22 protein-coding genes are annotated in these 25,424 nt (G+C 71.5%); 15 read left to right on the top strand and 7 right to left on the bottom strand.

The genetic code is table 11. The features are described from left to right. The 9 genes from ftsW (at position 1) to ACGF5U_RS01440 (ending at position 8,591) form a co-directional block, all read left to right on the top strand. Positions 1 to 1,395, top strand: a complete 1,395-nt coding sequence (gene ftsW / locus ACGF5U_RS01480) for a putative lipid II flippase FtsW (protein WP_392713950.1) — start codon at positions 1 to 3, stop codon at positions 1,393 to 1,395. Positions 1,396 to 1,401: 6 nt separating this feature from the next. Continuing rightward, positions 1,402 to 2,496 (top strand): undecaprenyldiphospho-muramoylpentapeptide beta-N-acetylglucosaminyltransferase, encoded by a 1,095-nt coding sequence (murG, locus tag ACGF5U_RS01475; RefSeq protein ID WP_392713952.1) that lies wholly within the window; start codon positions 1,402 to 1,404, stop codon positions 2,494 to 2,496. Between the two features lie 12 nt (positions 2,497 to 2,508). Further along, a complete protein-coding gene (locus ACGF5U_RS01470; protein ID WP_392713954.1) occupies positions 2,509 to 3,330 on the top strand; it encodes a cell division protein FtsQ/DivIB in 822 nt (273 codons plus the stop codon). A gap of 280 nt (positions 3,331 to 3,610) precedes the next feature. Further along, on the top strand, positions 3,611 to 4,828 hold the full coding sequence (gene ftsZ / locus ACGF5U_RS01465) for a cell division protein FtsZ (protein ID WP_392713956.1): 1,218 nt from the start codon (positions 3,611 to 3,613) through the stop codon (positions 4,826 to 4,828). A 9-nt stretch (positions 4,829 to 4,837) separates the two neighbouring features. Continuing rightward, complete coding sequence (gene pgeF / locus ACGF5U_RS01460) at positions 4,838 to 5,605, top strand: peptidoglycan editing factor PgeF (RefSeq protein ID WP_392713958.1); 768 nt, start codon at positions 4,838 to 4,840, stop codon at positions 5,603 to 5,605. Beyond that, complete coding sequence (locus tag ACGF5U_RS01455) at positions 5,602 to 6,330, top strand: YggS family pyridoxal phosphate-dependent enzyme (RefSeq protein ID WP_392713959.1); 729 nt, start codon at positions 5,602 to 5,604, stop codon at positions 6,328 to 6,330. The genes pgeF and ACGF5U_RS01455 overlap by 4 nt, the downstream gene beginning before the upstream one ends. A gap of 141 nt (positions 6,331 to 6,471) precedes the next feature. Next, entirely contained in the window at positions 6,472 to 7,086 is a 615-nt protein-coding gene (locus ACGF5U_RS01450; RefSeq protein ID WP_392713961.1) for a cell division protein SepF, read from the top strand. 94 nt (positions 7,087 to 7,180) lie between these two features. Continuing rightward, positions 7,181 to 7,477 carry a YggT family protein gene (locus ACGF5U_RS01445; RefSeq protein ID WP_392713963.1) on the top strand — a complete coding sequence of 99 codons (297 nt, stop codon included), beginning with the start codon at positions 7,181 to 7,183 and terminating at the stop codon, positions 7,475 to 7,477. Positions 7,478 to 7,526: 49 nt separating this feature from the next. After that, positions 7,527 to 8,591 carry a DivIVA domain-containing protein gene (locus tag ACGF5U_RS01440; protein ID WP_392713964.1) on the top strand — a complete coding sequence of 355 codons (1,065 nt, stop codon included), beginning with the start codon at positions 7,527 to 7,529 and terminating at the stop codon, positions 8,589 to 8,591. 223 nt (positions 8,592 to 8,814) lie between these two features. On the opposite strand, the gene ileS is transcribed toward ACGF5U_RS01440, so the two are convergent. After that, positions 8,815 to 11,946 carry an isoleucine--tRNA ligase gene (gene ileS / locus ACGF5U_RS01435; RefSeq protein ID WP_392713966.1) on the bottom strand — a complete coding sequence of 1,044 codons (3,132 nt, stop codon included), beginning with the start codon at positions 11,944 to 11,946 and terminating at the stop codon, positions 8,815 to 8,817. 555 nt (positions 11,947 to 12,501) lie between these two features. Between ileS and ACGF5U_RS01430 the strand changes: the two genes are divergently transcribed. The 5 genes from ACGF5U_RS01430 to ACGF5U_RS01410 are packed head-to-tail and all read left to right on the top strand — an operon-like array spanning position 12,502 to position 17,414. Next, entirely contained in the window at positions 12,502 to 13,710 is a 1,209-nt protein-coding gene (locus ACGF5U_RS01430) for a TraR/DksA family transcriptional regulator (RefSeq protein WP_392713968.1), read from the top strand. A 57-nt stretch (positions 13,711 to 13,767) separates the two neighbouring features. After that, on the top strand, positions 13,768 to 14,328 hold the full coding sequence (lspA, locus tag ACGF5U_RS01425) for a signal peptidase II (protein WP_392713970.1): 561 nt from the start codon (positions 13,768 to 13,770) through the stop codon (positions 14,326 to 14,328). A gap of 34 nt (positions 14,329 to 14,362) precedes the next feature. Continuing rightward, the gene (locus ACGF5U_RS01420) at positions 14,363 to 15,304 is read left to right on the top strand and encodes an RluA family pseudouridine synthase (RefSeq protein WP_392713972.1); all 942 of its coding nucleotides are present in this window, start codon (positions 14,363 to 14,365) and stop codon (positions 15,302 to 15,304) included. Beyond that, complete coding sequence (locus ACGF5U_RS01415; RefSeq protein ID WP_392713974.1) at positions 15,301 to 15,768, top strand: GNAT family N-acetyltransferase; 468 nt, start codon at positions 15,301 to 15,303, stop codon at positions 15,766 to 15,768. The genes ACGF5U_RS01420 and ACGF5U_RS01415 overlap by 4 nt, the downstream gene beginning before the upstream one ends. Before the next feature lie 59 nt (positions 15,769 to 15,827). Then, complete coding sequence (locus tag ACGF5U_RS01410; RefSeq protein ID WP_392713976.1) at positions 15,828 to 17,414, top strand: Na+/H+ antiporter; 1,587 nt, start codon at positions 15,828 to 15,830, stop codon at positions 17,412 to 17,414. A 7-nt stretch (positions 17,415 to 17,421) separates the two neighbouring features. Here the strand turns inward: ACGF5U_RS01410 and ACGF5U_RS01405 are convergent, their stop codons facing one another. Then, the gene (locus ACGF5U_RS01405; protein WP_392713977.1) at positions 17,422 to 18,501 is read right to left on the bottom strand and encodes a mechanosensitive ion channel family protein; all 1,080 of its coding nucleotides are present in this window, start codon (positions 18,499 to 18,501) and stop codon (positions 17,422 to 17,424) included. 45 nt (positions 18,502 to 18,546) lie between these two features. Between ACGF5U_RS01405 and ACGF5U_RS01400 the strand changes: the two genes are divergently transcribed. Continuing rightward, complete coding sequence (locus ACGF5U_RS01400) at positions 18,547 to 19,116, top strand: dienelactone hydrolase family protein (RefSeq protein WP_392713978.1); 570 nt, start codon at positions 18,547 to 18,549, stop codon at positions 19,114 to 19,116. Between the two features lie 64 nt (positions 19,117 to 19,180). Here ACGF5U_RS01400 and ACGF5U_RS01395 read toward each other — a convergent pair whose 3' ends face one another. From ACGF5U_RS01395 to ACGF5U_RS01375, 5 genes are all read right to left on the bottom strand, one after another. Continuing rightward, positions 19,181 to 20,182, bottom strand: a complete 1,002-nt coding sequence (locus ACGF5U_RS01395) for a zinc metalloprotease (protein WP_392713979.1) — start codon at positions 20,180 to 20,182, stop codon at positions 19,181 to 19,183. 295 nt (positions 20,183 to 20,477) lie between these two features. Further along, complete coding sequence (locus ACGF5U_RS01390; RefSeq protein WP_392713981.1) at positions 20,478 to 22,121, bottom strand: alkaline phosphatase D family protein; 1,644 nt, start codon at positions 22,119 to 22,121, stop codon at positions 20,478 to 20,480. Between the two features lie 99 nt (positions 22,122 to 22,220). Beyond that, on the bottom strand, positions 22,221 to 23,036 hold the full coding sequence (locus ACGF5U_RS01385; protein WP_392713983.1) for a DsbA family protein: 816 nt from the start codon (positions 23,034 to 23,036) through the stop codon (positions 22,221 to 22,223). A gap of 56 nt (positions 23,037 to 23,092) precedes the next feature. Further along, a complete protein-coding gene (locus tag ACGF5U_RS01380) occupies positions 23,093 to 23,806 on the bottom strand; it encodes a hypothetical protein (protein WP_392713985.1) in 714 nt (237 codons plus the stop codon). 239 nt (positions 23,807 to 24,045) lie between these two features. Beyond that, entirely contained in the window at positions 24,046 to 25,374 is a 1,329-nt protein-coding gene (locus ACGF5U_RS01375) for a DUF2252 domain-containing protein (protein ID WP_392714397.1), read from the bottom strand. Between the last annotated feature and the right edge of the window lie 50 nt (positions 25,375 to 25,424).

The raw sequence follows: 25,424 nt of genomic DNA, 5'->3' as shown, positions 1-25,424 counted from the left end.
ATGGCCGCCGATCACACCGTGCACGCGGCGCACCCCGCGGGTCTCGCGCTGCGCGGCCGTACCGCGGGCCTCCGCCGGCCGGCGGCCGCGCGGGGCGGCGCCGGGCGGATGGCCGGCCCCGCGGGTCCGAGGCCGCCGCGCGGCCACCGGGTGCGGCAGTGGTACGAGCGGGCGCGGCGGGCCTGGGACCGCCCCCTGACCGCCTACTACGTGATCCTGGGCGCCAGTCTGCTGATCACCGTGCTCGGCCTCGTGATGGTCTACTCGGCGTCGATCATCAAGGCGCTGGAGCTGTCGCTGCCCGCCTCCTACTTCTTCCGCAAGCAGTTCCTGGCGGCCGTCATCGGTGCCGTGCTGATGCTGCTGGCGTCCCGGATGCCGGTCGGCCTGCACCGGGCGCTGGCCTATCCGCTGCTGGTCGGCACGGTGTTCCTGATGGTGCTCGTGCAGATCCCCGGGATAGGGCACGCGGTCAACGGCAACCAGAACTGGATCTACCTCGGCGGTCCCTTCCAGCTCCAGCCCAGCGAGTTCGGCAAGCTGGCGCTGATCCTGTGGGGGGCCGACCTGCTCGCCAGGAAGCAGGACAGACGGCTGCTGACCCAGTGGAAGCACCTGCTGGTGCCGCTCGTGCCGGTGGCGTTCACGCTGCTCGGGCTGATCATGCTGGGCGGCGACATGGGTACGGCGATCATCCTGACCGCGATCCTCTTCGGCCTGCTGTGGCTGGCCGGGGCGCCGACCCGGCTGTTCGCCGGTGTGCTGGGCGTGGCGGGCGCGATCGGTGTGCTGCTGATCAAGACGAGCCCCAACCGGATGGCCAGGCTCGCCTGCGTCGGCGCCACCGAACCGGGACCCGGGGACTCGTGCTGGCAGGCCGTGCACGGCATCTATGCTCTGGCTTCGGGCGGATGGTTCGGTTCCGGTCTCGGAGCGAGTGTGGAAAAATGGGGCCAACTCCCCGAACCGCACACCGACTTCATCTTCGCCATCACCGGGGAGGAACTGGGACTGGCGGGGACGCTGTCGGTGCTCGCCCTGTTCGCGGCTCTAGGCTATGCGGGTATCCGCGTGGCCGGACGCACGGAGGAGCCCTTCGTGAGGTACGCCGCGGGAGGCGTGACCACCTGGATCACGGCGCAGGCCGTGGTCAACATCGGTGCGGTGCTCGGTCTGCTGCCGATCGCCGGGGTCCCCCTCCCGCTGTTCTCCTACGGAGGCTCCGCCCTGCTGCCGACCATGTTCGCCGTCGGACTGCTGATCGCCTTCGCGCGGGACGAGCCCGCGGCGAAGGCGGCCCTGGCCGTGCGACAGCCCGGATTCGCCAAAAGGGCCGGGGTGAGTTGGAAGTCGATGCGACGGCGCGTCAAGAAGCGTCCGTCCGGAGAGCGGTGAATTTCGGTGCATGTCGTACTCGCCGGTGGGGGGACCGCCGGCCACATCGAGCCCGCGCTCGCCCTCGCGGACGCCCTGCGCAGGCAGGACCCGACCGTGGGGATCACGGCCCTCGGCACGGAGCGGGGCCTGGAGACCCGGCTCGTGCCCGAGCGGGGCTACGAGCTGGCGCTCATTCCCGCCGTACCGCTGCCGCGCAAGCCCACGCCCGAGCTGATCACCGTGCCCGGGCGGCTGCGCGGCACGATCAAGGCCGCCGAGCAGATCCTGGAGCGGACGAAGGCCGACTGCGTCGTCGGCTTCGGCGGCTACGTGGCGCTGCCCGGCTATCTGGCGGCCAAGCGGCTCGGGGTGCCCATCGTGGTCCATGAGGCCAACGCCCGGCCCGGTCTGGCCAACAAGATCGGCTCGCGGTACGCGGCCGGGGTCGCCGTCGCCACGCCCGACAGCAAGCTGCGCAACTCCCGCTACATCGGCATCCCGCTGCGGCACACCATCGCCACGCTGGACCGCGCCCGGGTGCGCCCGGAGGCCCGCGCGGCCTTCGGCCTCGACCCGAACCTGCCCACGCTGCTGGTGTCCGGCGGCTCGCAGGGTGCCCGGCGCCTCAACGAGGTCGTCCAGCAGGTCGCGCCGGCGCTCCAGCGCTCCGGCATCCAGATCCTGCACGCGGTCGGCCCGAAGAACGAGGTGCCGCACGTCGACAACATGCCCGGTATGCCGCCCTATGTCCCGGTACCGTATGTGGACCGGATGGACCTCGCGTACGCCGCGGCCGACATGATGCTCTGCCGCGCGGGCGCGATGACCGTCGCCGAACTGTCCGCCGTCGGGCTCCCCGCCGCCTATGTACCGCTGCCGATCGGCAACGGTGAGCAGCGGCTCAACGCCCAGCCGGTGGTCAAGGCCGGCGGCGGGCTGCTGGTCGACGACGCCGAGCTCACGCCCGAGTGGGTGCAGGGCCATGTGCTCCCGGTGCTCGCCGACCCGCACCGGCTGTACGAGATGTCCCGCGCCGCCGCCGAATTCGGCCGCCGGGACGCCGACGACCTTCTCGTCGGCATGGTCTACGAGGCGATCGCAGCACGCCGGAAGGCGTAGGAGGCAGGGAGCATGGCCGGACCGACGACCGCCGATCGCGGCGCCCGCAAGCCCGCGGGGGCGGGAGCAGGAGCGGGAGCGTCGTCGGGGCGGCCCTCCCGCCCCCGCCCGGAGGGCGGTGCCCGCCGGCGGCTGCCGGGACCGCGCGCGCTCCTGCTGATCGTCGCCGCCGTCGCCCTCGTCGTGGGCGGCGTCTGGCTGCTGTACGGCTCCGCCTGGCTGCGGGTCGAACGGGTCACCGTCTCGGGCACCCGGGTCCTGACGGCCGCCGAGGTCGAGCGGGTCGCCGCGGTGCCCGTCGGCTCCCCGCTGGTCTCCGTGGACACGGACGCGATCGAGGAGCGGCTGTACCGGAAGCTGACCCGGATCGACTCGGTGGACGTCTCGCGTTCCTGGCCGCACGGCATCGTCCTGGAGGTGGTCGAGCGCGAACCGGTCCTGCTGGTCGAGAAGGGCGGGAGGTTCACCGAAGTCGACGCCGCGGGCACACGGTTCGCCACGGTGGCCGAGGCTCCCGTCGGCGTACCCCTGCTCGAACTGGCGGCGGAGCGTTCACCCAGCCTCCGCCGGTTCGGCGAGGACCGGCTCACCCTGGAGGCGGTGGGGGTCGCCGCCGGGCTCCCCCCGGCGGTCGCCGACGACCTCCTGGTGGTCCACGTCGGCTCGTACGACTCCGTCACGCTCCGCCTGAAGCGGGGCCGGACGGTGTTCTGGGGCAGCGGCGAGGACGGCGAGGCGAAAGGCCGTGCGCTCACCGCACTGATGAAGGCGGCGCCCAAAGCGGGGCACTTCGACGTCAGCGCCCCCAGCGCCCCCGCGTCGACCCCGAGTTGACGCACATACGCGCTGGCCAGCACCCTGGTTGGTCAGCGCTATGGGTGATCACATAGGGTGAAAAGAAAAACGGGAGGTTCGGCGTGTTCGTTGAACGTGCGCCACTTGTCGACTTAGTGTCTCGTTCGGAAGAGTCCAGCGAACAGACACACTGGTAACCCTAAACTTCAACGTTAGGGTTTGGGTCGGCGTTTCGGACCGCCCCAATCGGCATCCGTCGTCGCGGTGCGACAACCAGCGCACAGCGACGACACGTAACTCGAGGCGAGAGGCCTTCGACGTGGCAGCACCGCAGAACTACCTCGCAGTCATCAAGGTCATCGGTGTCGGCGGCGGTGGTGTCAATGCCATCAACCGAATGATCGAGGTCGGTCTCAAGGGCGTCGAGTTCATCGCCATCAACACCGACGCGCAAGCTCTGTTGATGAGCGACGCCGACGTCAAGCTCGACGTCGGCCGTGAACTCACCCGCGGCCTCGGGGCCGGGGCCAACCCGGCAGTCGGCCGGAAGGCGGCAGAGGACCACCGCGAGGAGATCGAGGAGGTCCTCAAGGGGGCCGACATGGTCTTCGTCACCGCCGGTGAAGGCGGCGGCACCGGCACCGGCGGCGCCCCCGTCGTGGCCAACATCGCGCGCTCGCTGGGCGCCCTGACGATCGGTGTGGTCACCCGGCCGTTCACCTTCGAGGGCCGGCGCCGCGCCAACCAGGCGGAGGACGGCATCGCCGAACTCCGCGAAGAGGTCGACACCCTCATCGTCATCCCCAACGACCGTCTGCTGTCCATCTCGGACCGCCAGGTCAGCGTGCTCGACGCGTTCAAGTCCGCCGACCAGGTGCTGCTCTCCGGCGTCCAGGGCATCACGGACCTCATCACCACGCCCGGCCTGATCAACCTGGACTTCGCCGACGTCAAGTCGGTCATGTCCGAGGCCGGTTCGGCGCTCATGGGCATCGGCTCCGCGCGCGGCGACGACCGCGCGGTGGCCGCGGCCGAGATGGCGATCTCCTCGCCGCTCCTGGAGGCGTCCATCGACGGCGCCCGGGGCGTCCTGCTGTCCATCTCGGGCGGCTCGGACCTCGGTCTGTTCGAGATCAACGAGGCCGCACAGCTCGTCAGCGAGGCCGCCCACCCCGAGGCCAACATCATCTTCGGCGCCGTCATCGACGACGCCCTGGGCGACGAGGTACGGGTCACCGTCATCGCGGCCGGCTTCGACGGAGGCCAGCCCCCCGCCCGGCGGGACAACGTCCTCGGCGCGACGGCCGCCAAGCGCGAGGAGCCGGCGACCCCGCCGCGCTCCACCGAGACCCCCCGCTCCCTGGGCGGCCTCGGCACCGTGCCCGTCCGTGACGAGCCCCCGGCCCCGGCCGAGCCGGCCCCGGCCTCGGTGACCGACAGCCCGCTGTCGTCGCCGACCCCGCCGGCGGTGCCGACGGCCCGCCCCTACCCGGACACCTCGGCCGAAGAGCTGGACGTCCCGGACTTCCTGAAGTGACCGCCTGAAGTGATAGGGCAGCACGACATCGCGAGCGGCGCGCACTTCGCCTTCACCGACCGGTGGGGCGGGGTGAGCGCCGTTCCGTACGAAGAGCTCAACCTCGGCGGCGCCGTCGGCGACGACCCGGCGGCGGTGCGCGCCAACCGCGAGCTCGCGGCGAGGGAACTCGGCGTCGACCCGGCCGAGGTCGTCTGGATGAACCAGGTGCACGGCCGTGACGTCGCCGTGGTCGGGGGACCCTGGCCGGCTCAGGCGCCCGTTCCGGCGGTCGACGCCGTGGTGACCGCCCGGCGCGGGCTCCCGCTCGCGGTGCTCACCGCCGACTGCGTACCCGTGCTGCTCGCCGACCCCGTCGCGGGAGTCGTGGCCGCCGCCCACGCGGGGCGGCCCGGCCTGGTCGCGGGAGTCGTGCCGGCCGCCGTGGAGACCATGATCACACTGGGCGCCGAGCCGTCCCGGATCATCGCCAGGACCGGCCCCGCCGTCTGCGGTCGCTGCTACGAGGTCCCCGAGGCCATGCGGGACGAGGTCGCCGCGGTGGAGCCCGCCGCCCGGGCCGAGACCGGCTGGGGCACTCCCGCCGTCGACGTCACCGCGGGGGTGCACGCCCAGCTCGACGCGCTGGGGGTGCGCGACCGGCGGGCGTCGGGGGTCTGCACGCGCGAGTCGGGCGACCACTACTCGTACCGGCGCGACCGCACGACCGGGCGACTCGCGGGATATGTCTGGCTCGGGAGCACCGCCCGGCCGACGGTCGGGGGAGGAGACGCATGAGGGGCGCGACGGATCGCAGGGCTGAACTCGCCGAGAACCTGGCGCGAGTGGAGGAACGTATCTCTTCCGCCTGCGCCGCCGCCGGGCGCGAGCGGGACGAGGTGACCCTGATCGTGGTCACCAAGACCTACCCCGCGAGCGATGTGCGACTGCTGGGGGAACTCGGCGTCCGCCATGTCGCCGAGAACCGGGACCAGGACGCGGCGCCCAAGGCCGTCGCCTGCGCCGACCTCGATCTGACCTGGCACTTCGTCGGTCAGCTCCAGACCAACAAGGTCCGTTCCGTTGCCGGTTATGCGCATGTCGTGCAGTCGGTCGACCGGCTGAGACTGGTGACCGCCCTCTCCGGCGCGTCGGAGCGCGCGGGGCGCGAACTGGGGTGTCTGATCCAGGTGGCCCTGGACGCGGACGCCGGTGAGCGCGGCGAGCGCGGCGGGGTCGCACCGGACGGGATCGAGGAGTTGGCGGACGCCGTGGCCGCCGCGCCGGGGCTCCGGCTCGACGGACTGATGACCGTCGCACCGCTCGCGGGCCCCTACGCGGGACGGCAACGGGCCGCGTTCGAGCGGCTGATGGAATTGTCATCCAGCCTGCGCGCGACCCATCCGGCTGCGAACATGGTGTCAGCAGGGATGAGTGCGGACCTCGAGGACGCGGTGGCGGCCGGAGCGACACATGTGCGCATCGGTACGGCGGTACTCGGAGTCCGACCTCGGCTCGGGTAACGTCGCGAAGCAAGTCGGACCACAGTAGAAAATATGGTCATTTCCGCCGAACAGCGGACAGGCCTAGTGGATCGCGGGCGCGAGGTGACCCGGTGCCCATCATGGTGAGGGCGATCCACCACAGAGCGGAGGACTCAGAGAATGGCCGGCGCGATGCGCAAGATGGCGGTCTACCTCGGCCTCGTGGAGGACGATGGGTACGACGGCCGGGGTTTCGACCCCGACGACGACTTCGAACCCGAACTCGAACCGGAGCCCGAGCGCGACCGCCGTCGCCACCAGCCTCCGCACCAGGTGGAGCGCGAGGAACCGGTCCGCGCCGTACCGCAGCCCCCCGTCCAGCGCGACCCCGTTCCGCTTCCCGCTGAAAGCGGACGTCCCGCGCGAATCGCCCCCGTGGCGTCCATCACACCTGAACGCCCGAGTCTGGAGAAGAACGCACCGGTGATCATGCCCAAGGTCGTGTCCGAGCGGGAGCCTTACCGCATCACCACGCTGCACCCGCGGACCTACAACGAGGCCCGTACCATCGGGGAACACTTCCGCGAGGGCACGCCTGTGATCATGAATCTCACCGAGATGGATGACACGGACGCGAAGCGACTTGTCGACTTTGCCGCCGGTCTCGTCTTCGGGCTGCATGGCAGCATTGAGCGAGTGACGCAGAAGGTGTTCCTGTTGTCGCCTGCTAACGTCGATGTCACGGCGGAGGACAAGGCCCGCATCGCAGAGGGCGGATTCTTCAACCAGAGCTGAGACCGAAGCCAGAGACCAGGGCTGAGACAGACACCGGGAACACAGCCGGCCGCGAGGCCGGTGACGACAGGAAACAGGGGAGAGGGAACGCGGGATGGGCGTCGTACTTCAAGTGATCTACGTCGCGCTGGCGTGCTTCCTCGTCCTGCTGATCTTCCGGCTGGTCATGCAGTACGTCTTCCAGTTCGCCCGTTCATGGCAACCCGGCAAGGCGATGGTGGTCGTTCTGGAGGCCACCTACACTGTCACCGATCCACCACTGAAGCTTCTGCAGCGGTTCATCCCACCGCTGCGTCTCGGGGGCGTGGCACTCGACCTGTCCTTCTTCGTTCTGATGATCATCGTCTACATCCTGCTCAACATCGTGGGTGGCTTCGCGATGAGGGTGTGAGCGATCCGGTCCTGCCGACTGCCGACGACTACGTAGAGGTGAAGAAGAGATGCCGCTGACCCCCGAGGACGTGCGGAACAAGCAGTTCACGACGGTCCGCCTCCGAGAAGGCTACGACGAGGACGAGGTCGATGCCTTTCTCGACGAGGTCGAGGCCGAGCTGACGCGCCTGCTCCGCGAGAACGAGGACCTGCGCGCCAAGCTGGCCGCCGCCACGCGCGCGGCCGCGCAGAACCAGCAGCAGCAGGCGATGCGCAAGCCGCCGGAGCCGCAGGACCGTCCCGTCGGCCCGGGGGCCCCGGTGCCCGCCGCCATATCCGGTCCGCCGGTCCAGCAGCAGCCCCCGCAGATGGGCCCGCCCCAGCTGCCCGGTGGTGCCCCGCAGCTGCCGGCCGGTCCCAGCCACGGTGGCCCGCAGGGGCCGCACGGCCCCGGCCCCATGCAGGGCGGCCCCATGGGCGGTCCGATGGGTGGCCCCATGGGCGGTCACGGCCCGGGCATGCCGCAGCAGGGCCCCGGTGGCGACAGCGCGGCGCGCGTCCTCTCGCTCGCCCAGCAGACGGCCGACCAGGCGATCGCGGAGGCCCGCTCCGAGGCCAACAAGATCGTCGGCGAGGCCCGTTCGCGCGCCGAGGGTCTGGAGCGCGACGCCCGCGCCAAGGCCGACGCCCTGGAGCGGGACGCGCAGGAGAAGCACCGCGTCGCGATGGGCTCCCTGGAGTCCGCCCGCGCCACGCTGGAGCGCAAGGTCGAGGACCTGCGCGGCTTCGAGCGCGAGTACCGCACCCGGCTGAAGTCCTACCTGGAGAGCCAGCTGCGTCAGCTGGAGACCCAGGCCGACGACTCGCTGGCCCCGCCGAGGACCCCGTCCGCCCCGTCGCTGCCGCCGTCCCCGTCGATGGCGTCCGCGGGTGCGAGCGCCCCGTCCTACGGCGGCAACCAGGGCATGGGCGGTCCGTCGCCGATGGGTGGCGCCCCGTCCTACGGCGGCCAGCAGCAGATGTCGCCGGCGATGACCCAGCCGATGGCGCCGGTGCGGCCGCAGGCGCCGCAGCCGATGCAGCAGGCTCCTTCGCCGATGCGCGGTTTCCTGATCGACGAGGACGACAACTGACGGCCGGCGCGGTCGACACGCTCCGCGCGGTCGCGATGAGCGCCTAGCCGTCGGAGTGCACAGCAGTCGGCAGGCTGCGACGAAGGGCCGGGGCCCGGAACATCTGTTCCGGGCCCCGGCCCTTTCCCTTACGTGCGACCGCGGCCTTCGCGCGTACGGGGAAGCCCCGGCCGGTGGGGCCGGGGCTTCCCGTACGCGCCGGGGCCGAACCCCGGCGCTGCGGCTACGCCTTGCGGAGGCGGAAGGTCAGCGACAGGGACTCGTCGGTGAACGGCTCGCCGTACGACGTGTCGGCCCCGCCCTGGGCGAAGTCCGTCGCCAGGACCTCGTCCGCGATGAGTCCCGCGTGGTCCGCGAGGGCCGAGGCGACCTCCGGGTCCGTGGACACCCAGCGGAGGGCGATCCGGTCGGCGACGTCCAGGCCGCTGTTCTTACGGGCCTCCTGGATCAGCCGGATCGCGTCACGGGCCAGGCCCGCCAGCCGCAGCTCCGGCGTGATCTCCAGGTCGAGGGCGACCGTCGCGCCCGCGTCGGAGGCGACCGACCAGCCCTCGCGCGGCGTCTCGGTGATGATCACCTCGTCGGGCGCCAGCGTGATCGTCTCGCCGTTGACCTCCAGCGTGGCCTCGCCGGACCGCAGGGCCAGGGACAGCGCGGCGGCGTCCGCGGCCGCGACGGCCTTGGCGACGTCCTGCACGCCCTTGCCGAAGCGCTTGCCCAGCGCCCGGAAGTTCGCCTTCGCCGTGGTGTCGACCAGCGAACCGCCGACCTCGGACAGCGACGCCAGCGACGAGACGTTCAGCTCCTCCGTGATCTGCGCGTGCAGCTCGGGGGAGAGTGACTCGAAGCCGGCGGCCGCGACCAGGGCGCGGGACAGCGGCTGGCGGGTCTTCACACCCGACTCCGCGCGCGTGGCCCGGCCCAGCTCCACCAGACGCCGGACCAGCGCCATCTGCTGCGACAGCGCGGGGTCGATCGCCGACAGGTCCGCCTCCGGCCAGGTCGACAGGTGCACCGACTCCGGGGCGCCCGGCGTCACCGGGACGACCAGGTCCTGCCAGACCCGCTCGGTGATGAACGGGGTCAGCGGGGCCATCAGGCGGGTGACCGTCTCCACCACGTCGTGCAGCGTGCGCAGCGCGGCGGCGTCACCCTGCCAGAACCGGCGCCGGGAGCGACGTACGTACCAGTTCGACAGGTCGTCGACGAACGCCGACAGCAGCTTGCCCGCGCGCTGTGTGTCGTACGCCTCCAGCGCCTGCGTGACCTGGTCGGTGAGCGCGTGCAGCTCGCTCAGCAGCCAGCGGTCCAGGACCGTGCGCTCGGCCGGCGCCGGGTCGGCGTCGGACGGGGCCCAGCCCGCCGTGCGCGCGTACAGCGCCTGGAAGGCCACCGTGTTCCAGTACGTGAGGAGCGTCTTGCGGACGACCTCCTGGATGGTGCCGTGGCCGACGCGGCGCGCCGCCCACGGGGAGCCGCCGGCCGCCATGAACCAGCGCACCGCGTCCGCGCCGTGCTGGTCCATGAGCGGGATCGGCTGGAGGATGTTGCCCAGGTGCTTGGACATCTTCCGGCCGTCCTCGGCCAGGATGTGGCCCAGGCAGACCACGTTCTCGTACGACGACTTGTCGAAGACGAGCGTGCCGACGGCCATCAGCGTGTAGAACCAGCCGCGGGTCTGGTCGATGGCCTCCGAGATGAACTGCGCGGGGTAGCGCTTCTCGAAGACGTCCTTGTTCTTGTACGGGTAGCCCCACTGCGCGAACGGCATCGAGCCCGAGTCGTACCAGGCGTCGATGACCTCGGGCACGCGTGTCGCGGTCTCCCGGCAGGTCGGGCAGGGGAACGTGACGTCGTCGATGTACGGGCGGTGCGGGTCGAGGCCCGACTGGTCGGTGCCGGTCAGCTCGGTCAGCTCGGTCAGCGAGCCCACACAGGTGAGGTGGTCGTCCGCGCAGCGCCAGATCGGCAGCGGCGTGCCCCAGTAGCGGTTCCGGGAGAGCGCCCAGTCGATGTTGTTGTTCAGCCAGTCGCCGAACCGGCCGTGCTTGACGGAGTCCGGGAACCAGTTGGTCGCCTCGTTCTCCGCGAGGAGGCGGTCCTTGACGGCCGTCGTGCGGATGTACCAGGACGGCTGCGCGTAGTACAGCAGCGCCGTGTGGCAGCGCCAGCAGTGCGGGTAGCTGTGCTCGTACGCGATGTGCCGGAACAGCAGGCCGCGCGCGTCGAGGTCGGCGGTGAGCGCCTCGTCGGCCTTCTTGAAGAACTGGCCGCCGACGAGGCCGAGGGACTCCTCGAACGTGCCGTCGGGGCGGACCGGGTTCACGACCGGCAGCCCGTACGCGCGGCACACCTTGAGGTCGTCCTCACCGAAGGCGGGAGCCTGGTGGACCAGGCCCGTACCGTCCTCGGTGGTGACGTAGTCGGCGTTGACGACGAAGTGGGCCTCGCCGTCGAACGGCACCAGCTCGAACGGGCGGCGGTACGTCCAGCGCTCCATCTCCGCGCCGGTGAACGTCTGCCCGGTGGCCTCCCAGCCCTCGCCCAGCGCCTTCTCCAGCAGCGGCTGGGCGACGACCAGCTTCTCGGTGCCGTTCGTCGCGACGACGTAGGCCACCTCGGGGTGCGCGGCGACGGCCGTGTTGGACACCAGCGTCCACGGCGTCGTCGTCCAGACGAGCAGCGCGGCCTCGCCCGCGAGCGGGCCGGAGGTCAGCGGGAAGCGGACGAAGACGGACGGGTCGACGACCGTCTCGTACCCCTGCGCCAGCTCGTGGTCCGACAGGCCGGTGCCACAGCGCGGGCACCAGGGGGCGACCCGGTGGTCCTGGACGAGCAGGCCCTTGTTGAAGATCTCCTTGAGGGACCACCACACCGACTGGACGTACTCGGGGTCCATGGTCCGGTAGGCGTCGTCCAGGTCGACCCAGTAGCCCATGCGCGTCGTCAGCTCGGCGAACGCGTCGGTGTGCCGGGTCACGGACTCGCGGCACTTCGCGTTGAACTCCGCGATGCCGTACGCCTCGATGTCCTTCTTGCCGGAGAAGCCGAGCTCCTTCTCGACGGCCAGCTCGACGGGCAGGCCGTGGCAGTCCCAGCCGGCCTTGCGGGCGACGTGGTAGCCGCGCATGGTCCGGAAGCGGGGGAAGACGTCCTTGAAGACCCGGGCCTCGATGTGGTGGGCGCCCGGCATGCCGTTCGCGGTGGGCGGGCCCTCGTAGAACACCCACTCGGGGCGCCCCTCGGACTGCTCCAGGCTCTTGGCGAAGACCTTGCTCTCGCGCCAGAAATCGAGCACCGCGTGCTCGAGGGCGGGCAGGTCGACCTGGGCGGGTACCTGGCGGTACTGCGTCATCGAATCCTCCGGCGGACAGTTTCCTCGTTCCGTCGGAGGGACGAGAGCCACAGCTCCCGCGGTACCACCCTCCTTGGCTCCGGGCACAGCCGCCCGCAGCCCCCTCATTCGGGGCGCGAAGCCGGTTCTACTGACCGTACGGACTTCCGCAGGCGTTCTTCCGGCGGCTCCGGGGTGATGCTTCACATCGGGCTCGCCCCCGGGCTCGCACCGTCCCCGGGTCGCTCATGGCTGCGTACGACGCTACTCGTCCCCATCCAAGCCTTTCGCTCCGCCCAGTGTAAGGGCCCGCGCGGACACCGGCCGACCGGTTTTCCCGCGGCGCCGCCGGGCGGGTGAGGGTGACCCGAATGGCACAGGGCGCCCGAGAGGGCCCGGCGGGTCCCGTGGCACGGATTACCGGGCGGGGAGCTGGGCACAACGGATGCAGGTTCGCCTTGTCGCGGTACAGGGGGACCCGCACCGGCGGCGTGCCCCGTTGCCGCGGGGCTGGAGTCGATTTATCGTCCCAGCACGATTCGCGCGCAAGATCACAAAATGTGAAGGGGCCGCGGCATGGTGGCGAAGAAGACCGCTGTCACGAAGACGGCGTCCGCGAGGTCCGCCGCTCCGGGCGCGGCCAAGGACACCGGAGGGAAGAAGAGCACCGCGGCGAAACCCGCCGGGCGGACCGCGAAGAAGGAGGCCCCCAAGAAGACGGTGACCAAGAAGGCCGCGGCGACGAAGGCCACGGCCAGGAAGGTCGCCAGGCCGGCCGCCGAGAAGGCCGCCGCGACGAAGGCCGCGGGCTCCGCCACCAAGGCCACCGCCGGGAAGAAGGCCGCGGCGAAGAAGGCCACGGCCACCAGGGCCACGGCCGGGACGGCCACCGGGAAGAAGGCCGCGGCCGAGAAGGCGACTCCCGCGAAGGCCACCGCGAAGAAGGCGGCCTCCACCAGAGCGAGCACCACCAAGGCGGCCTCCAAGAAGGCGACCGCCGCCAAGGCGAGCACCACCAAGGCGGCCTCCAAGAAGGCGGCCGCCGAGAAGACCGCGGCCAAGAAGCTCGCGGCCGAGCCGATCGCCAAGAAGGCCCCGATCAAGAAGGTCGCGGCCGAGAAGGCCGCTGCCGCGAAGCCCGCGACCGGGAAGGCGAAGGCCGCGGAGCCCCCGAAGACCCCGAAGACCCCGAAGACCCCGAAGACCACGAAGGCCAAGAAGGCGGCGAAGTCCGCGAGGAAGGCCGCCCAGGCGGCCGAGGGAGCGGCCGAGGCCGCGGAGCAGACAGGAGCCAGGACCGTGGCAGCGAAGAAGATCGTGGACGCGGAGGTGCCGTCGGCGGCCGGTGGCGCCGTGCCGCAGGCCCGTGGCGTCGCGGAGGCGGCGCCGGAGGAGCTCGCGGTACGGCCGGGCGAGGAGCCGTGGACGCCCGAGGAGGTCGCCGATGCCCGGGCGGAGCTGGAGGGCGAGGTGGTACGGCTCCAGGCGGAGATCACCGCGTCCGAGGAGGCCCTCACGGGGCTGATGCGGGACTCCGGGGACGGCGCCGGGCACGACGAGGCCGACACCGGCACCAAGAACATCACGCGGGAGCACGAGATGGCGCTGGCCGCCAACGCCCGCGCGACGCTGGAGCAGACCGAGCACGCCCTCCAGCGGCTCGACACGGGCACGTACGGCCTGTGCGAGGTGTGCGGCAAGCCGATCGGCAAGGCCCGCATGCAGGCGTTCCCCCGGGCCACCCTGTGCGTGGAGGACAAGCAGAAGCAGGAACGGCGCGGCTGATCCGTACGTGTGTGCCGTACCCTCGTCACAGTCAGGCACCTAGGTTGAGGGACTCACGTGGCAGAGGCGGAGCGCATCATCGGTACGCCGGACCCCCAGGACGGGACCGATGCCCCGGAGGAGCGGCCCAGGGGCAGGCGGAGGATCGCGGTGCTCTTCACCGTGGCCCTGGTGGCCTATCTGCTGGACCTCGGCAGCAAGATGCTCGTGGTGGCCAAGCTGGAGCACCACGAGCCGATCGAGGTCATCGGCGATCTGCTGAAGTTCGAGGCGGTGCGGAACCCGGGCGCGGCCTTCGGGATCGGCGAGGCGTTCACGGTGATCTTCACGGTGATCGCCGCGGCGGTGATCGTCGTGATCGTGCGGCTGGCGCGCAAGCTGTACAGCCTGCCGTGGGCGTTCGCGCTCGGTCTGCTGCTCGGCGGTGCGCTGGGCAACCTCACGGACCGGATCTTCCGGGCGCCGGGCGTCTTCCAGGGCGCGGTGGTGGACTTCATCGCGCCCGCCCACTTCGCGGTCTTCAACCTCGCGGACTCGGCGATCGTGTGCGGTGGCTTCCTCATCGTGATCCTGTCCTTCCGGGGCCTGGACCCCGACGGCACCGTCCACAAGGACTGACGGGGCAGCCGCGCCGACAAGGCATACTCGACGGGTGAGCACGATTCCGGAGATCCGTACGCTGCCCGTTCCCGATGGCCTTGAGGGTGAGCGTGTCGACGCCGCCATCGCCCGTATGTTCGGGTTCTCCCGCACCAAGGCGGCCGAGCTCGCCGCCGCCGGGAAGGTCCAGGTCGACGGCGCCGTGGTCGGCAAGTCCGAGCGGGTGAGCGGCGGTGCCTGGCTGGAGGTCGAGATGCCCGGCGCACCGGCGCCCGTGCAGATCGTCGCCGAGCCGGTCGAGGGCATGGAGATCGTCCACGACGACGACGACATCGTCGTGATCATGAAGCCGGTCGGGGTGGCCGCGCACCCGAGCCCGGGGTGGACCGGGACGACGGTGATCGGCGGGCTCGCCGCGGCCGGGTACCGGATCTCCACCTCCGGTGCCGCCGAGCGCCAGGGCATCGTGCACCGGCTGGACGTCGGCACCTCCGGGCTGATGGTCGTCGCCAAGTCGGAGCGCGCCTACACGCTGCTGAAGCAGCAGTTCCGCGACCGGGTCGTGGACAAGCGCTACCACGCCCTGGTCCAGGGCCACCCGGACCCGCTGAGCGGCACGATCGACGCGCCGATCGGACGCCACCCGAACCATGACTACAAGTGGGCGGTGACCGCCGACGGCAAGCCGTCGGTGACCCACTACGACCTGATCGAGGCGTACCGCGCGGCCTCGCTGCTGGACATCAAGCTGGAGACGGGCCGTACGCACCAGATCCGCGTGCACATGTCCGCGCACCGCCACCCCTGCGTCGGCGACCTGACGTACGGCGCGGACCCGACGATGGCCAAGCGCCTCGGCCTCACCCGGCAGTGGCTGCACGCGGTGCGGCTCGGCTTCGAGCACCCGGCGGACGGCCAGTGGGTCGAGTTCGCGAGCGGCTACCCGGCGGACCTCCAGCACGCGCTGGACACCATCGAGGCGGAGAGCGCGTGAGCCCGTTCCAGGTGCGGGAGGCCGTGACCGAGGCGGACCGGCGGGCGGCGTTCGCCGTCCGCCGCGCCGTGTTCGTCGGTGAGCAGGGCGTGCCCGAGGAGATCGAGTACGACGCGTACGACGCGACCGCCGTGCACGTCCTCGCCGTGCGCGGGGCCGACGGAACCGCGCTGGGCACCGGACGGCTGCTGCACGGCGCCGACGCGGCGGGGAAGACGGGCGGTGCCGAGGGCGTCGGCTCGCTGGGCCGGCTCGCCGTGACGAAGGCCGCCCGCGGTCTCGGGGTGGGCGTGGCGCTGGTGCGGGCCATAGAGGAGGCGGCGCGGACGCGCGGCCTCACCGCCGTCGACCTGCACGCCCAGACCCAGGCGCTCGGCTTCTACGAGCGGCTCGGCTACGAGGCGTACGGCCCGGAGTTCCTCGACGCGGGAATCCCGCACCTCGCGATGCGCCGCGCGCTCTGACCCGCGTGGCAGGGTGGGAACCCTGATCGTCGCGTCATGAGCGGGCGGAGGGCGCACCCGTGGAACAGCTGGCTCTGCTGCTGGTGCTGCTGTTCGGCGCGCTGGTGACCGTACCGCTCGGTGAGCGCGTCGGCCTGCCCGCGCCGGTCCTGATGACGCTCGGCGGGGTCGTATTGGCCCTGCTGCCGTTCGTGCCGAACGTCGACTTCCCGCCCGAGCTGATCCTGCCGCTGGTGCTGCCGCCGCTGCTGTACGCGACGGCGCAGCGCACGTCCTGGCGGCAGTTCGCGGCGAACAAGCGGCCGATCCTGCTGCTGGCGGTGGCCCTGGTCTTCGTGACCACCGCCGTGGTCGCCTCGGTCGCGCACGCCGTCGTGCCCGGTCTGCCGCTCGCCGCCGCCGTCGCGCTGGGCGCGCTCGTCGCCCCGCCCGACCCGGTCGCGGCGACGGCCGTCGCCGGGTCGCTGGGGCTGCCCCGCAGGCTCGTGTCCATCCTGGAGGGCGAGGGCCTGTTCAACGACGTGACGGCGATCGTGCTGTACCACGTGGCCGTGGGGGCGGTCGTCGGCTCCGCGTTCTCCTGGACGGACGCGGGTCTGGAACTCCTGCTGTCGGCCGTCGTCGCCGTGGTCGTCGGGCTGGTGCTCGCGAGGCTGACCGCCTGGCTGATGGGCGTCCTCGGGGACGCCACGCTGCAGACCGGGCTGACCCTGCTCGTGCCGTTCGTCGCGTACGTGCTGGCCGAGGAGACGCATGGCTCGGGTGTCCTCGCCGTCCTCGTCACCGCGCTCCATCTCTCCGAACACGCCGTCGACGCCGACGACGTGATGGGCCGTATCACCGGGCGCACGTTCTGGGAGATCGTCGACACCCTCGTCACCGGTGTCGCCTTCGGGCTGATCGGCCTCGAACTGAGCGCCGTCTTCGGCACGTCGCAGGGGCGCGAGCTGCGGATGCTCGGCTGGGGCGCGCTGATCGTCGCGACCGTCGTCGGCGTACGCCTGCTGTGGCTGCTGCCCGCGACATGGCTGGCGAAACGGCTGCACACCCGGCGCGACTACGACGAGGAGATCCCCGTGTCATGGCGCGAGACCGTCGTCATGTGGTGGTCGGGGATGCGGGGCGTGGCGTCGGTCGCGCTGGCGCTCGCGATCCCGGCGCACACGGACGCCGGCGAGCCGTTCCCCGGCCGGGACGAGATCGTCTTCCTCGCGTTCTGCGTGATCCTCGCCACCCTGCTGTGCCAGGGCCTGACCCTGCCGTGGCTGGTGGGACGGCTCGGCGTACGGGCCGACACGGACGCGGAGCGGGAACAGGAGCGACGCCTGGCGGTGCGCGCCGCGGCCGCCGCCAGACGGCGCCTGAAGGAGATCGGCGAGGTGGAGGACCTGCCGGAGGACCTCCAGGAACGGCTCCAGCGGGTCGCGTACGACGTGGGGGCGCGGATCAGCCCCGACATGGTGGACGAGGAGCGCAGGGAGGCGTACACGCGGCGGGCCGAACGGTTCGAGGCGGTGCGGCGCGTCCAGCGGGAGCTGATGTCGGCCGCCCGCCACGAGGTGCTGGCCGCGCGGAGCGAGCCGGGCACCGACCCGGAGGTCGTGGACCGGGTGCTGCGGCAGCTCGACGTCCGCAGCCTGCACTGAGCGCCCGTCAGTCGTCGGCGCGGCGGACGCGGCCGGCGTCCCGGTCGTCCCGGTCGGGCGCAGGCGAGGTGGCCACGCGGGGCAGGGCGTACGGGTGGTGCTCGTACAGCCAGGCGATCAGCTGCTCCCGTACGGCACAGCGCAGCGTCCACACGTCGTCGGCGTCCTTCGCGGTGACCACCGCCCGCACCTGCATCGTGCTGGGCGTCGTGTCCGTGACCGCGAGCGACCAGCCCCGGCCGTCCCAGGCGGGGTGCTCGCGCAGCATGTCGTGGAGCTTCTCGCGCATCAGGCCGACCGGCGCGGCGTGGTCGAGGTGGAAGAAGACCGTGCCGGTGATCTGGGCACCGCCGCGCGACCAGTTCTCGAACGGCTTGCCGGTGAAGTACGAGACGGGCATGGTGAGCCGGCGCTCGTCCCAGGTCCGTACGGTGAGGAAGGTCAGCGTGACCTCCTCCACCACGCCCCACTCGCCGTCCACCACCACGGTGTCGCCGATGCGCACCATGTCGCCGAAGGCGATCTGGAAGCCGGCGAAGACATTGCTGAGCGTGGACTGTGCGGCGACGCCCGCCACGATGCCGAGGATGCCCGCCGATGCCAGCATCGACGTACCGATGGCGCGGAAGTCGGGGAACGTCAGCAGCATCGCCGCGGCGGCCACCACCGCGACGACCGCCGTGACGATCCGCATGATCAGCGTCACCTGCGTCCTGACCCGGCGGACCCGGGCGGGGTCGCGGTTGGACGCGGCGTACCGGGCGTAGGTGGACTCGACGACCGCCGAGGCGATCCGGACCACCAGCCAGGCGCTCGCCCCGATCAGCACGAGCGTCAGCCCCCGGCCGATGCCGACCTCGTGCTCCTCGATGACCCGCCACCCGGTCTGGCGGTACGAGCCGCGCAGCGCCGCCGCGAGCAGGACCACCTGGAGGGGCAGCCGGCAGCGGCGCAGCAGGCCCCACAGCGGGGTCTCCGGGTGTCGCCCGTCGGCCCGCCGCAGCAGCAGGTCGGCCAGCCAGCCCACGACCAGCATCACGACGATCGAACCACCGAGGACGATCACCGGGCGCAGCACGTTTTCCATTCCTCCGACGCTATCCGCTGGGTTCCCGAGTGGCAGGATGGCCGCATGGAGATCATGCTCATCCACTCGGTCTACGGTCTTCGCCCGGCCGTCCACGCCGCCGCCGACCGGCTTCGCGCGGCCGGGCACCAGGTGCACGTGCCCGACCTCTACGGCGGTCAAACCGCCGACACGATGGAGGAGGCCGGGGAGCTCAAGGACCGCGTCGGGCGGGAGGAGCTCCTGAAGCGGGCCGTCATGGCCGCGGCGCCCTACTCGGAGCGGGGCCTGGTGTACGCCGGGTTCTCGCTCGGCGCGGCGATCGCGCAGACGCTGGCGCTCGGTGACGAGAAGGCGCGCGGGCTGCTGCTCCTGCACGGTACGTCGGACCTGGCGGGGAACGCGTCGGCGGACGGGCTGCCGGTACAGCTCCACGTCGCCGACCCGGACCCGTTCGAGCCGGACGACTGGCTGAACGCCTGGTACCTGCAGATGCGGAAGGCCGGTGCGGACGTCGAGGTCCACCGCTATCAGGGCGCGGGGCATCTGTACACCGACCCGGACCTGCCGGACTACGACGAGGACGCCGCTGAGCGGACCTGGCGGACGGCGCTGGGGTTCCTGGACTCGCTCTGACGGATCCGGTCATGCCGGTGCCCGGTGCCGCGGAGACGCGGCACCGGGCACCGGCGGCCGGCGGTCAGCCGGCGCGGTACGCGGTCCAGTGCTCCTGCATGCGCGTCACCTGACCGGCCGTGAACTGGTACATGCACGAGTCGTACGTGTAGTCCATGAAGTTGTGGATCGGGTCCACACCGGTCTGGCGGGCGCACGAGTCGCGGCCCGTCGGGCACTGGTACGCCGGGCTCTTCTCGGCCGCGGTGTCGGCGACGTAGTCGCCCTGGCCGTTACAGCCGCCCTGGAAGGTGTGGTACAGGCCCATCCAGTGGCCGACCTCGTGGGTGGCGGTGTCACCCTCGTTGTAGTTGGCGGCCGTGCCGCCCGGGAGCGACGCGTCGAGGACGACGACACCGTCCATGGACGGGTTGGACTTGTACGAGGACGGGAAGGTCGCCCAGCCGAGCAGGCCGCCGCCGAGGTTGGCGGTGTAGAAGTTCAGCGCGCCGGGGCCGCCCTGGCGGAGCGTGGACTTCATCTCCTTCTCGGCGGTGGAGCCGGAGCTCAGGTTGTACCAGGACGCGTTGTCCGTGTACGTGGTGCCGGCCAGCGAGAACTGGAAGCCCGAGTCGCTGTTGCCGGTGCCCTGGCCGCCGAAGGCGCTGTTGAGCACGGACATCTGGCTGTTGATGTCGGTGGCGGTCAGCTTGCCCTTGGCGCCGTCGTGGATGACGTGGAAGTAGACCGGCACGGTGGTCGTGGCGGCGGTGTCGAACCGGCCGCTGTCCAGGCCCTTGGCCTTGGCCTCCTTGAGTCTCTTCTGGAGGTCCGCCTGCATGGCCTCGGCCTTGGCCGCGGTGACCTCGTTCGGCTCGTGCGCGTCGATGGCGCCCGGCCGGGACTCGCGCGCGGAGGAGGTCGTGTGCGTGTCCTCGGCGCAGTCCTCGGCGGCGGCCAGGGGCGCGTCGGCGGCGACGGCGCTCATGGGCGCGGAGAGCGGGAACAGCGCCAGAGTTCCGGCCAGCACCACACTGCCGAGGGCACGGCGGTGCGAACGCGGAGATATTCGGGCAAGAGCACGCATGGTGACTCCTCGCGGGGGGTTGTGGAGAGGACCTTCCTCGCCACCGCGGGGAGATTACGTGGCCATGTCAGATGTTGTTGAGGGGCGTTCCAGCCCAATCAATCGTTGAGGAAATGGAGACATCGGGGAGAAATCCTTCGGTGCGTTCCGGGTGTTGAGATCCGCACGTAACGAACCAGCCACCCCGCAGGGGTGGTGTGTCCGTATTCGATCTACGGAACACACCACCCGCCACGGCTGTGTGATCTTGCGTTAACACACCGAAGGTTGGCTGAAAATCGCCCTTGTCTACCGGTCAGCGAACCGGCGTGTACACCCGCTCGACCTTCTGCGTTCCACTCGGCGTCCGATAGGAGCGGGTCCATGACGACGAGGAGCCCGGATCCGTCCGGTCCGCGAGGATGTAGTAGTCCATCTGCGAGCGTTCCTCGGTCACGTCCAGTACGCCGTACCCGTGGTGGTCCATGTCGATCCACTTCACATGGCGGTTGGCGGCCTTGATCGTCGTGGCGGCCACCGCCGACACCGTGCCCGGCGCGACCTTCAGCAGGTCGTCCAGGTTGTCCGAGGTCACCGACGTCACCACGAACTCGGTCGCCACCGACCGGGACAGCGGGTACGTCGACGCCTTCAGCGGCACGTTGTTCGCCCACGCCATGTGGATGTCGCCGGTGAGGAACACCGTGTTGCGGACGGCCCGGGTGTCGAGGTGGGCGAGCAGTTCCCTGCGGTCGTCCGTGTAGCCGTCCCACTGGTCCACGTTGACGGCCAGCCCCTCCTTGGGCAGCCCCACCAGCTCCGCGACGGGCTCCAGCAGATCGGCCGGCAGCGCCCCGAAGGCGACCGGCGAGATCATCACCGATGTGCCCACCAGCCGCCAGGTGGTGTCGGACGCGGAAAGCCCCGACTTCAGCCAGTCCAGCTGGGCGCGGCCGGTGATCGTCCGGTCCGGGTCGTCCACCTTGCCGCTGCCTATGGACGCCTGCTGCGAGCGGAACGAACGCAGGTCCAGCAGATGGAGATCCGCCAGCTTCCCCCAGCGCAGCCGGCGGTAGACGGTGCCCTCGGTGGAGGCGCGCACCGGCATCCACTCGAAGTACGCCTGCTTCGCGGCGGCCATCCGGGCCGCCCACTCGCCCTCCGCGCCGGGTGTGTGGTTGTCCGCGCCGCCCGACCACGTGTCGTCGGCGAACTCGTGGTCGTCCCAGATGGCGATGACGGGATGCGCGGCGTGCAGCGCCTGGAGGTCGCCGTCCGTCTTGTACGTGGCGTGCCGCAGCCGGTAGTCCGCCAGCGTGACGATCTCGTGCCGGGGCTGGTGCTGCCGTACGACCTTGTCCGGCTTGGGGTAGCCGCCGCTCTCGTACTCGTAGATGTAGTCGCCGAGATGGAGGACGGCGTCCAGGTCCGCGCGCCGGGCGAGATGCCGGTACGCGGCGAAGTGGCCCGACTCCCAGTTGGCGCAGGACACCACACCGAACCGGACGCCGGGCGTCACGGCGTCGGCGGCCGGGGTGGTGCGGGTACGGCCGACGGACGAGACGGCCGTACCGGCGGTGAAGCGGAAGTAGTACGCGGTCGCCGGACGCAGACCGCGGACGTCCACCTTGACGGTGTGGTCGGCCGCGGCGGTCGCGACCGTCGTCCCGCGGGCGACGGTCCTGGCGAAGCCGCTGTCCTCCGCGACCTCCCATCTCACCTCGGTGTCCGGGCCCTTGCCGGAACCCGGGACCGCGTCGTCGGTCGGGGTCACCCGGGTCCACAGCAGGACGCCGTCGGAGAGCGGATCGCCGGAGGCGACACCGTGGAGGAACGCGGGGGAGAGGGTGGCGGCGACGGCGGAGGCGGCCGGGGCGATGACGGGAACCGCGACGGCGGCGGTGGCCGCGGCCTTGACAACGGCACGACGGCTTGGAGCAGAAACGTTTCGACTGGTCACGGCCGATCAGATTACTGATCAGTAAGGCCGACGGGCAGGCGAAAACCGGTAAGTTCGCCTGCCCGTTGGCCGACGGCCGTGGGGTCGTCACCAGCGGCGTTACCCCTGAAGGGCCTTGTCGATCGCCTTGGTGAACTCGGCCGACGTCATGGGGGAGTTCTGGCCGCCCTCGTCGGTCACCTTCCTGCCGTCCATCTGCAGCGTCGGCGTACCCGTCACCCCGCTCTTGTCGAACGTCTCGGACATCTTCATCGCCCAGGCGTCGAAGGTGCCCTCCTCGACGTTCTTCTTGAACGCCGCGTTGTTCTTCAGCGCGGGAACGGTGTCCGCGATCTCCAGCAGGTACGCGTCCTTGGCGAACTTGTCCTGCGGCTCCTCCGGGTGGAACTTCGCGGAGTACAGCGCCGCCTTGAAGTCCAGGAACGCCTCCGGGCTGACGTCCAGCGCGGCGCCCATGGCCGACAGCGCGTTCTTGGAGCCCTCACCGTTGTCGGAGTTGTCGAGGAACGTCGCGCCGATGAACCGGAGCTTGTACTTGCCGGCCTCGACGTCCTTCTCGATCGTCTCGCCCACCTGCTGCTCGAAGATGCCGCAGACCGGGCAGCGCGCGTCCTCGTACACCTCCAGCGTCTTCTTCGCGGTCGGCTTGCCGACGACGACCGTCGTGCCGTTCTCGCCCGAGGTGTTCCTGGGCGCCGTGACGCTCTTCGCGTCCTTCGCCGCGTCCCAGGCGGACGGCTTGCCCGCCTGCACGACGGCGTAGCCGATACCGCCGGCCAGCGCCAGCACGGCGACCGCCGACAGGGCGACGGTGAGCTGCCGGCGCGCCTTCTCCTTCTTGGCCTGACGCTCGCGCTCCTCGCGCAGCCGCTCGCGCGCCGCCGCCTTGTTGGCCTTGCTGTTACGTGAACTCATGGTGATGCTCTCCGTCGATGGATCGTGAAAAGAAAAGGGGGTTCGGGACTGCCGGCTCAGGCGGCGAGAGCCGTGCGCGGCGGTCCCCGCCGTCCGACGGAGTGCACGAGAAGGCGCGTACGGGACGACCGGGGCCGGCTCGCGGGCGGCGCGGCCCGCCGTACCCGGAAGCGGGGCGCCCCCACGGCGGCGAACGCGACCAGCAGCGGCCGCAGCGTGAGAGCAGCCGCCGACCGCAGCAGCCGGGCCAGCGCGCTCTCGCCGCGCCGCAGCCAGGCGGCGGCGAAGAGGCCGACCGCGACATGGGCGGCGAGCAGCAGCCACGGCACCGCGGGGTCGGGCGAGTGCAGCAGCGAGGCCATCCGGTCGGCGGGGGTGACGGCACCGGCGAGTCCGGCGCCCAGAGTGCCCGCGCCCGCGCTCGCGCCGGGGCCCGTGCCGCCGCACAGCACGTCGACGCCGAAGGAGCGCAGGGAGCCCGCGACGGGCCCGCCGGCCGGTCCGTAACAGGCGTGCTGCCCGGTGGTGAAGACCGTGTCGGCCGCCAGCTCCAACGGGACGAACAGCCCCGCGATGCGCCAGTAGCCGCGCTCGCGCCCCGCGGTCGCGTACGCCACGGCGTAGACACCGGCCGTGACGAGGCCGACGGTGGCGAGCGGCAGAGGAACTCCGGACAGCAGCACATGGGAGGCGACGGACAGCGTCACGACCAGTGCCGTGAAGATCGCCGCCCGCAGCCCTCTGAGCCGCGTCCCTGTCATGTCCTCCATCGCCGCAAGAGTGTGCCATGCCCATGGATAAGCGATGCCTAAGGTGCCCCCTCCGGCCCCGCCCGAGAAGACCCCGCAGGTCCCCGCCCGGCTTCCGCCCGGGACGCCCTCGGCTTCCGCCTGGGACGCCGCTCGGCTTCGGCCCGGGACGCCCTCGGCTCCGCGCCCCGGGCGGCCTCGGCTCCGCGCCCCGGGCGGCCTCGGCTCCGCGCCCCGGGCGGCCCCGGCCGCCGGGCGCCCTACAGGCCCGGTATGCGGCCGTTGCGGAACAGGTCCACGAAGATCTGGTGGTCCGCCCGCGCCCGCGCGCCGTAGCGGTGTGCGAAGTCCACCAGGAGCTCCCCGAAGCCCTCCTCGTCGGCCGCGATCGCCGCGTCGATCGCCCGCTCCGTGGAGAACGGCACCAGCGAGTGGCCGCTCTGGTCGTCCGCCGCCGCGTGCATGGTGGCCGTCGCCCGCCCGAGGTCGGCGACGGTCGCGGCCATCATCGGGAGGTCGTCGATATCGGACCAGTCCAGGTCCACGGCGTACGGGGAGATCTCCGCGACCAGCTGGCCCGCGCCGTCCAGCTCGGTCCAGCCCAGCCACGGGTCGGCGTGCGCCTGGAGGGCCCGCTGCGAGATGACGGTGCGGTGCCCCTCGTGGTGGAAGTAGTCGCGGACCGCCGGGTCGGTGACGTGCCGGGCGACCGCCGGGGTCTGGCCCTGCTTCATGTAGATCACGACGTCGTTCTCCAGGGCGTCGCTGTTGCCTTCGAGCAGGATGTTGTACGACGGCAGGCCGGCCGACCCTATGCCGACCCCGCGCCGGCCCACGACGTCCTTCACCCGGTACGAGTCGGGGCGGGCCAGGCTCGACTCCGGCAGCGTCTCCAGGTAGCCGTCGAAGGCGGCCAGCACCTTGTAGCGGGTCGCCGCGTCCAGCTCGACCGTCCCGTCGCCCGGCGCGAACCGGCGCTCGAACTCCCGGATCTCGGTCATGCCGGCGAGCAGCCCGAACCGGGTCAGCGAGCGCGCGGCGCGCAGCGCGTCCAGCAGCGGGCCGTCGGCGGTGTCGAGCGTGAAGGGCGCGGGCTCCTCGCCCCGGGCGCCCGTCGCCAGCGCGTGCACCCGCTCGCGGTAGGCGGCGGCGAAGATCCGCACGAGGTCGCCGATCTGCTCGTCGCCGAGCGCCTTGGCGTACCCGAGCAGCGCCAGCGAGGCGGCCAGCCGCTTCAGGTCCCAGGTGAAGGGCCCCACGTACGCCTCGTCGAAGTCGTTGACGTTGAACACCAGCCGGCCGTTGGCGTCCATGTACGTGCCGAAGTTCTCGGCGTGCAGGTCGCCGTGGATCCAGACCCGGCCGGTGCGGTCGTCCAGATACGGCCCGCCGTTCTGCCGCCCGGTGTCCAGATCCGCGTAGAAGAGGCAGGCCGAGCCCCGGTAGAAGGCGAAGGCGGAGGCCGCCATCTTGCGGAACTTGATCCGGAACGCGGCCGGGTCGGCGGCCAGGAGCTCACCGAAGGCGGTGCCGAAGACGGCGAGGATCTGTTCGCCGCGCTCCTCGGCGGGGGACTGCGGGACCGTCATCGCGGGCTGCCTCCAGACGTGCACGCCGCTGACGGCGTGCATGACAAAAC

The sequence above is a fragment of the Streptomyces sp. NPDC047886 genome (genome assembly GCF_043204435.1).
Taxonomy (GTDB): Bacteria; Actinomycetota; Actinomycetes; order Streptomycetales; family Streptomycetaceae; genus Streptomyces.
This window is presented reverse-complemented; position numbering and strand designations above follow the sequence as displayed.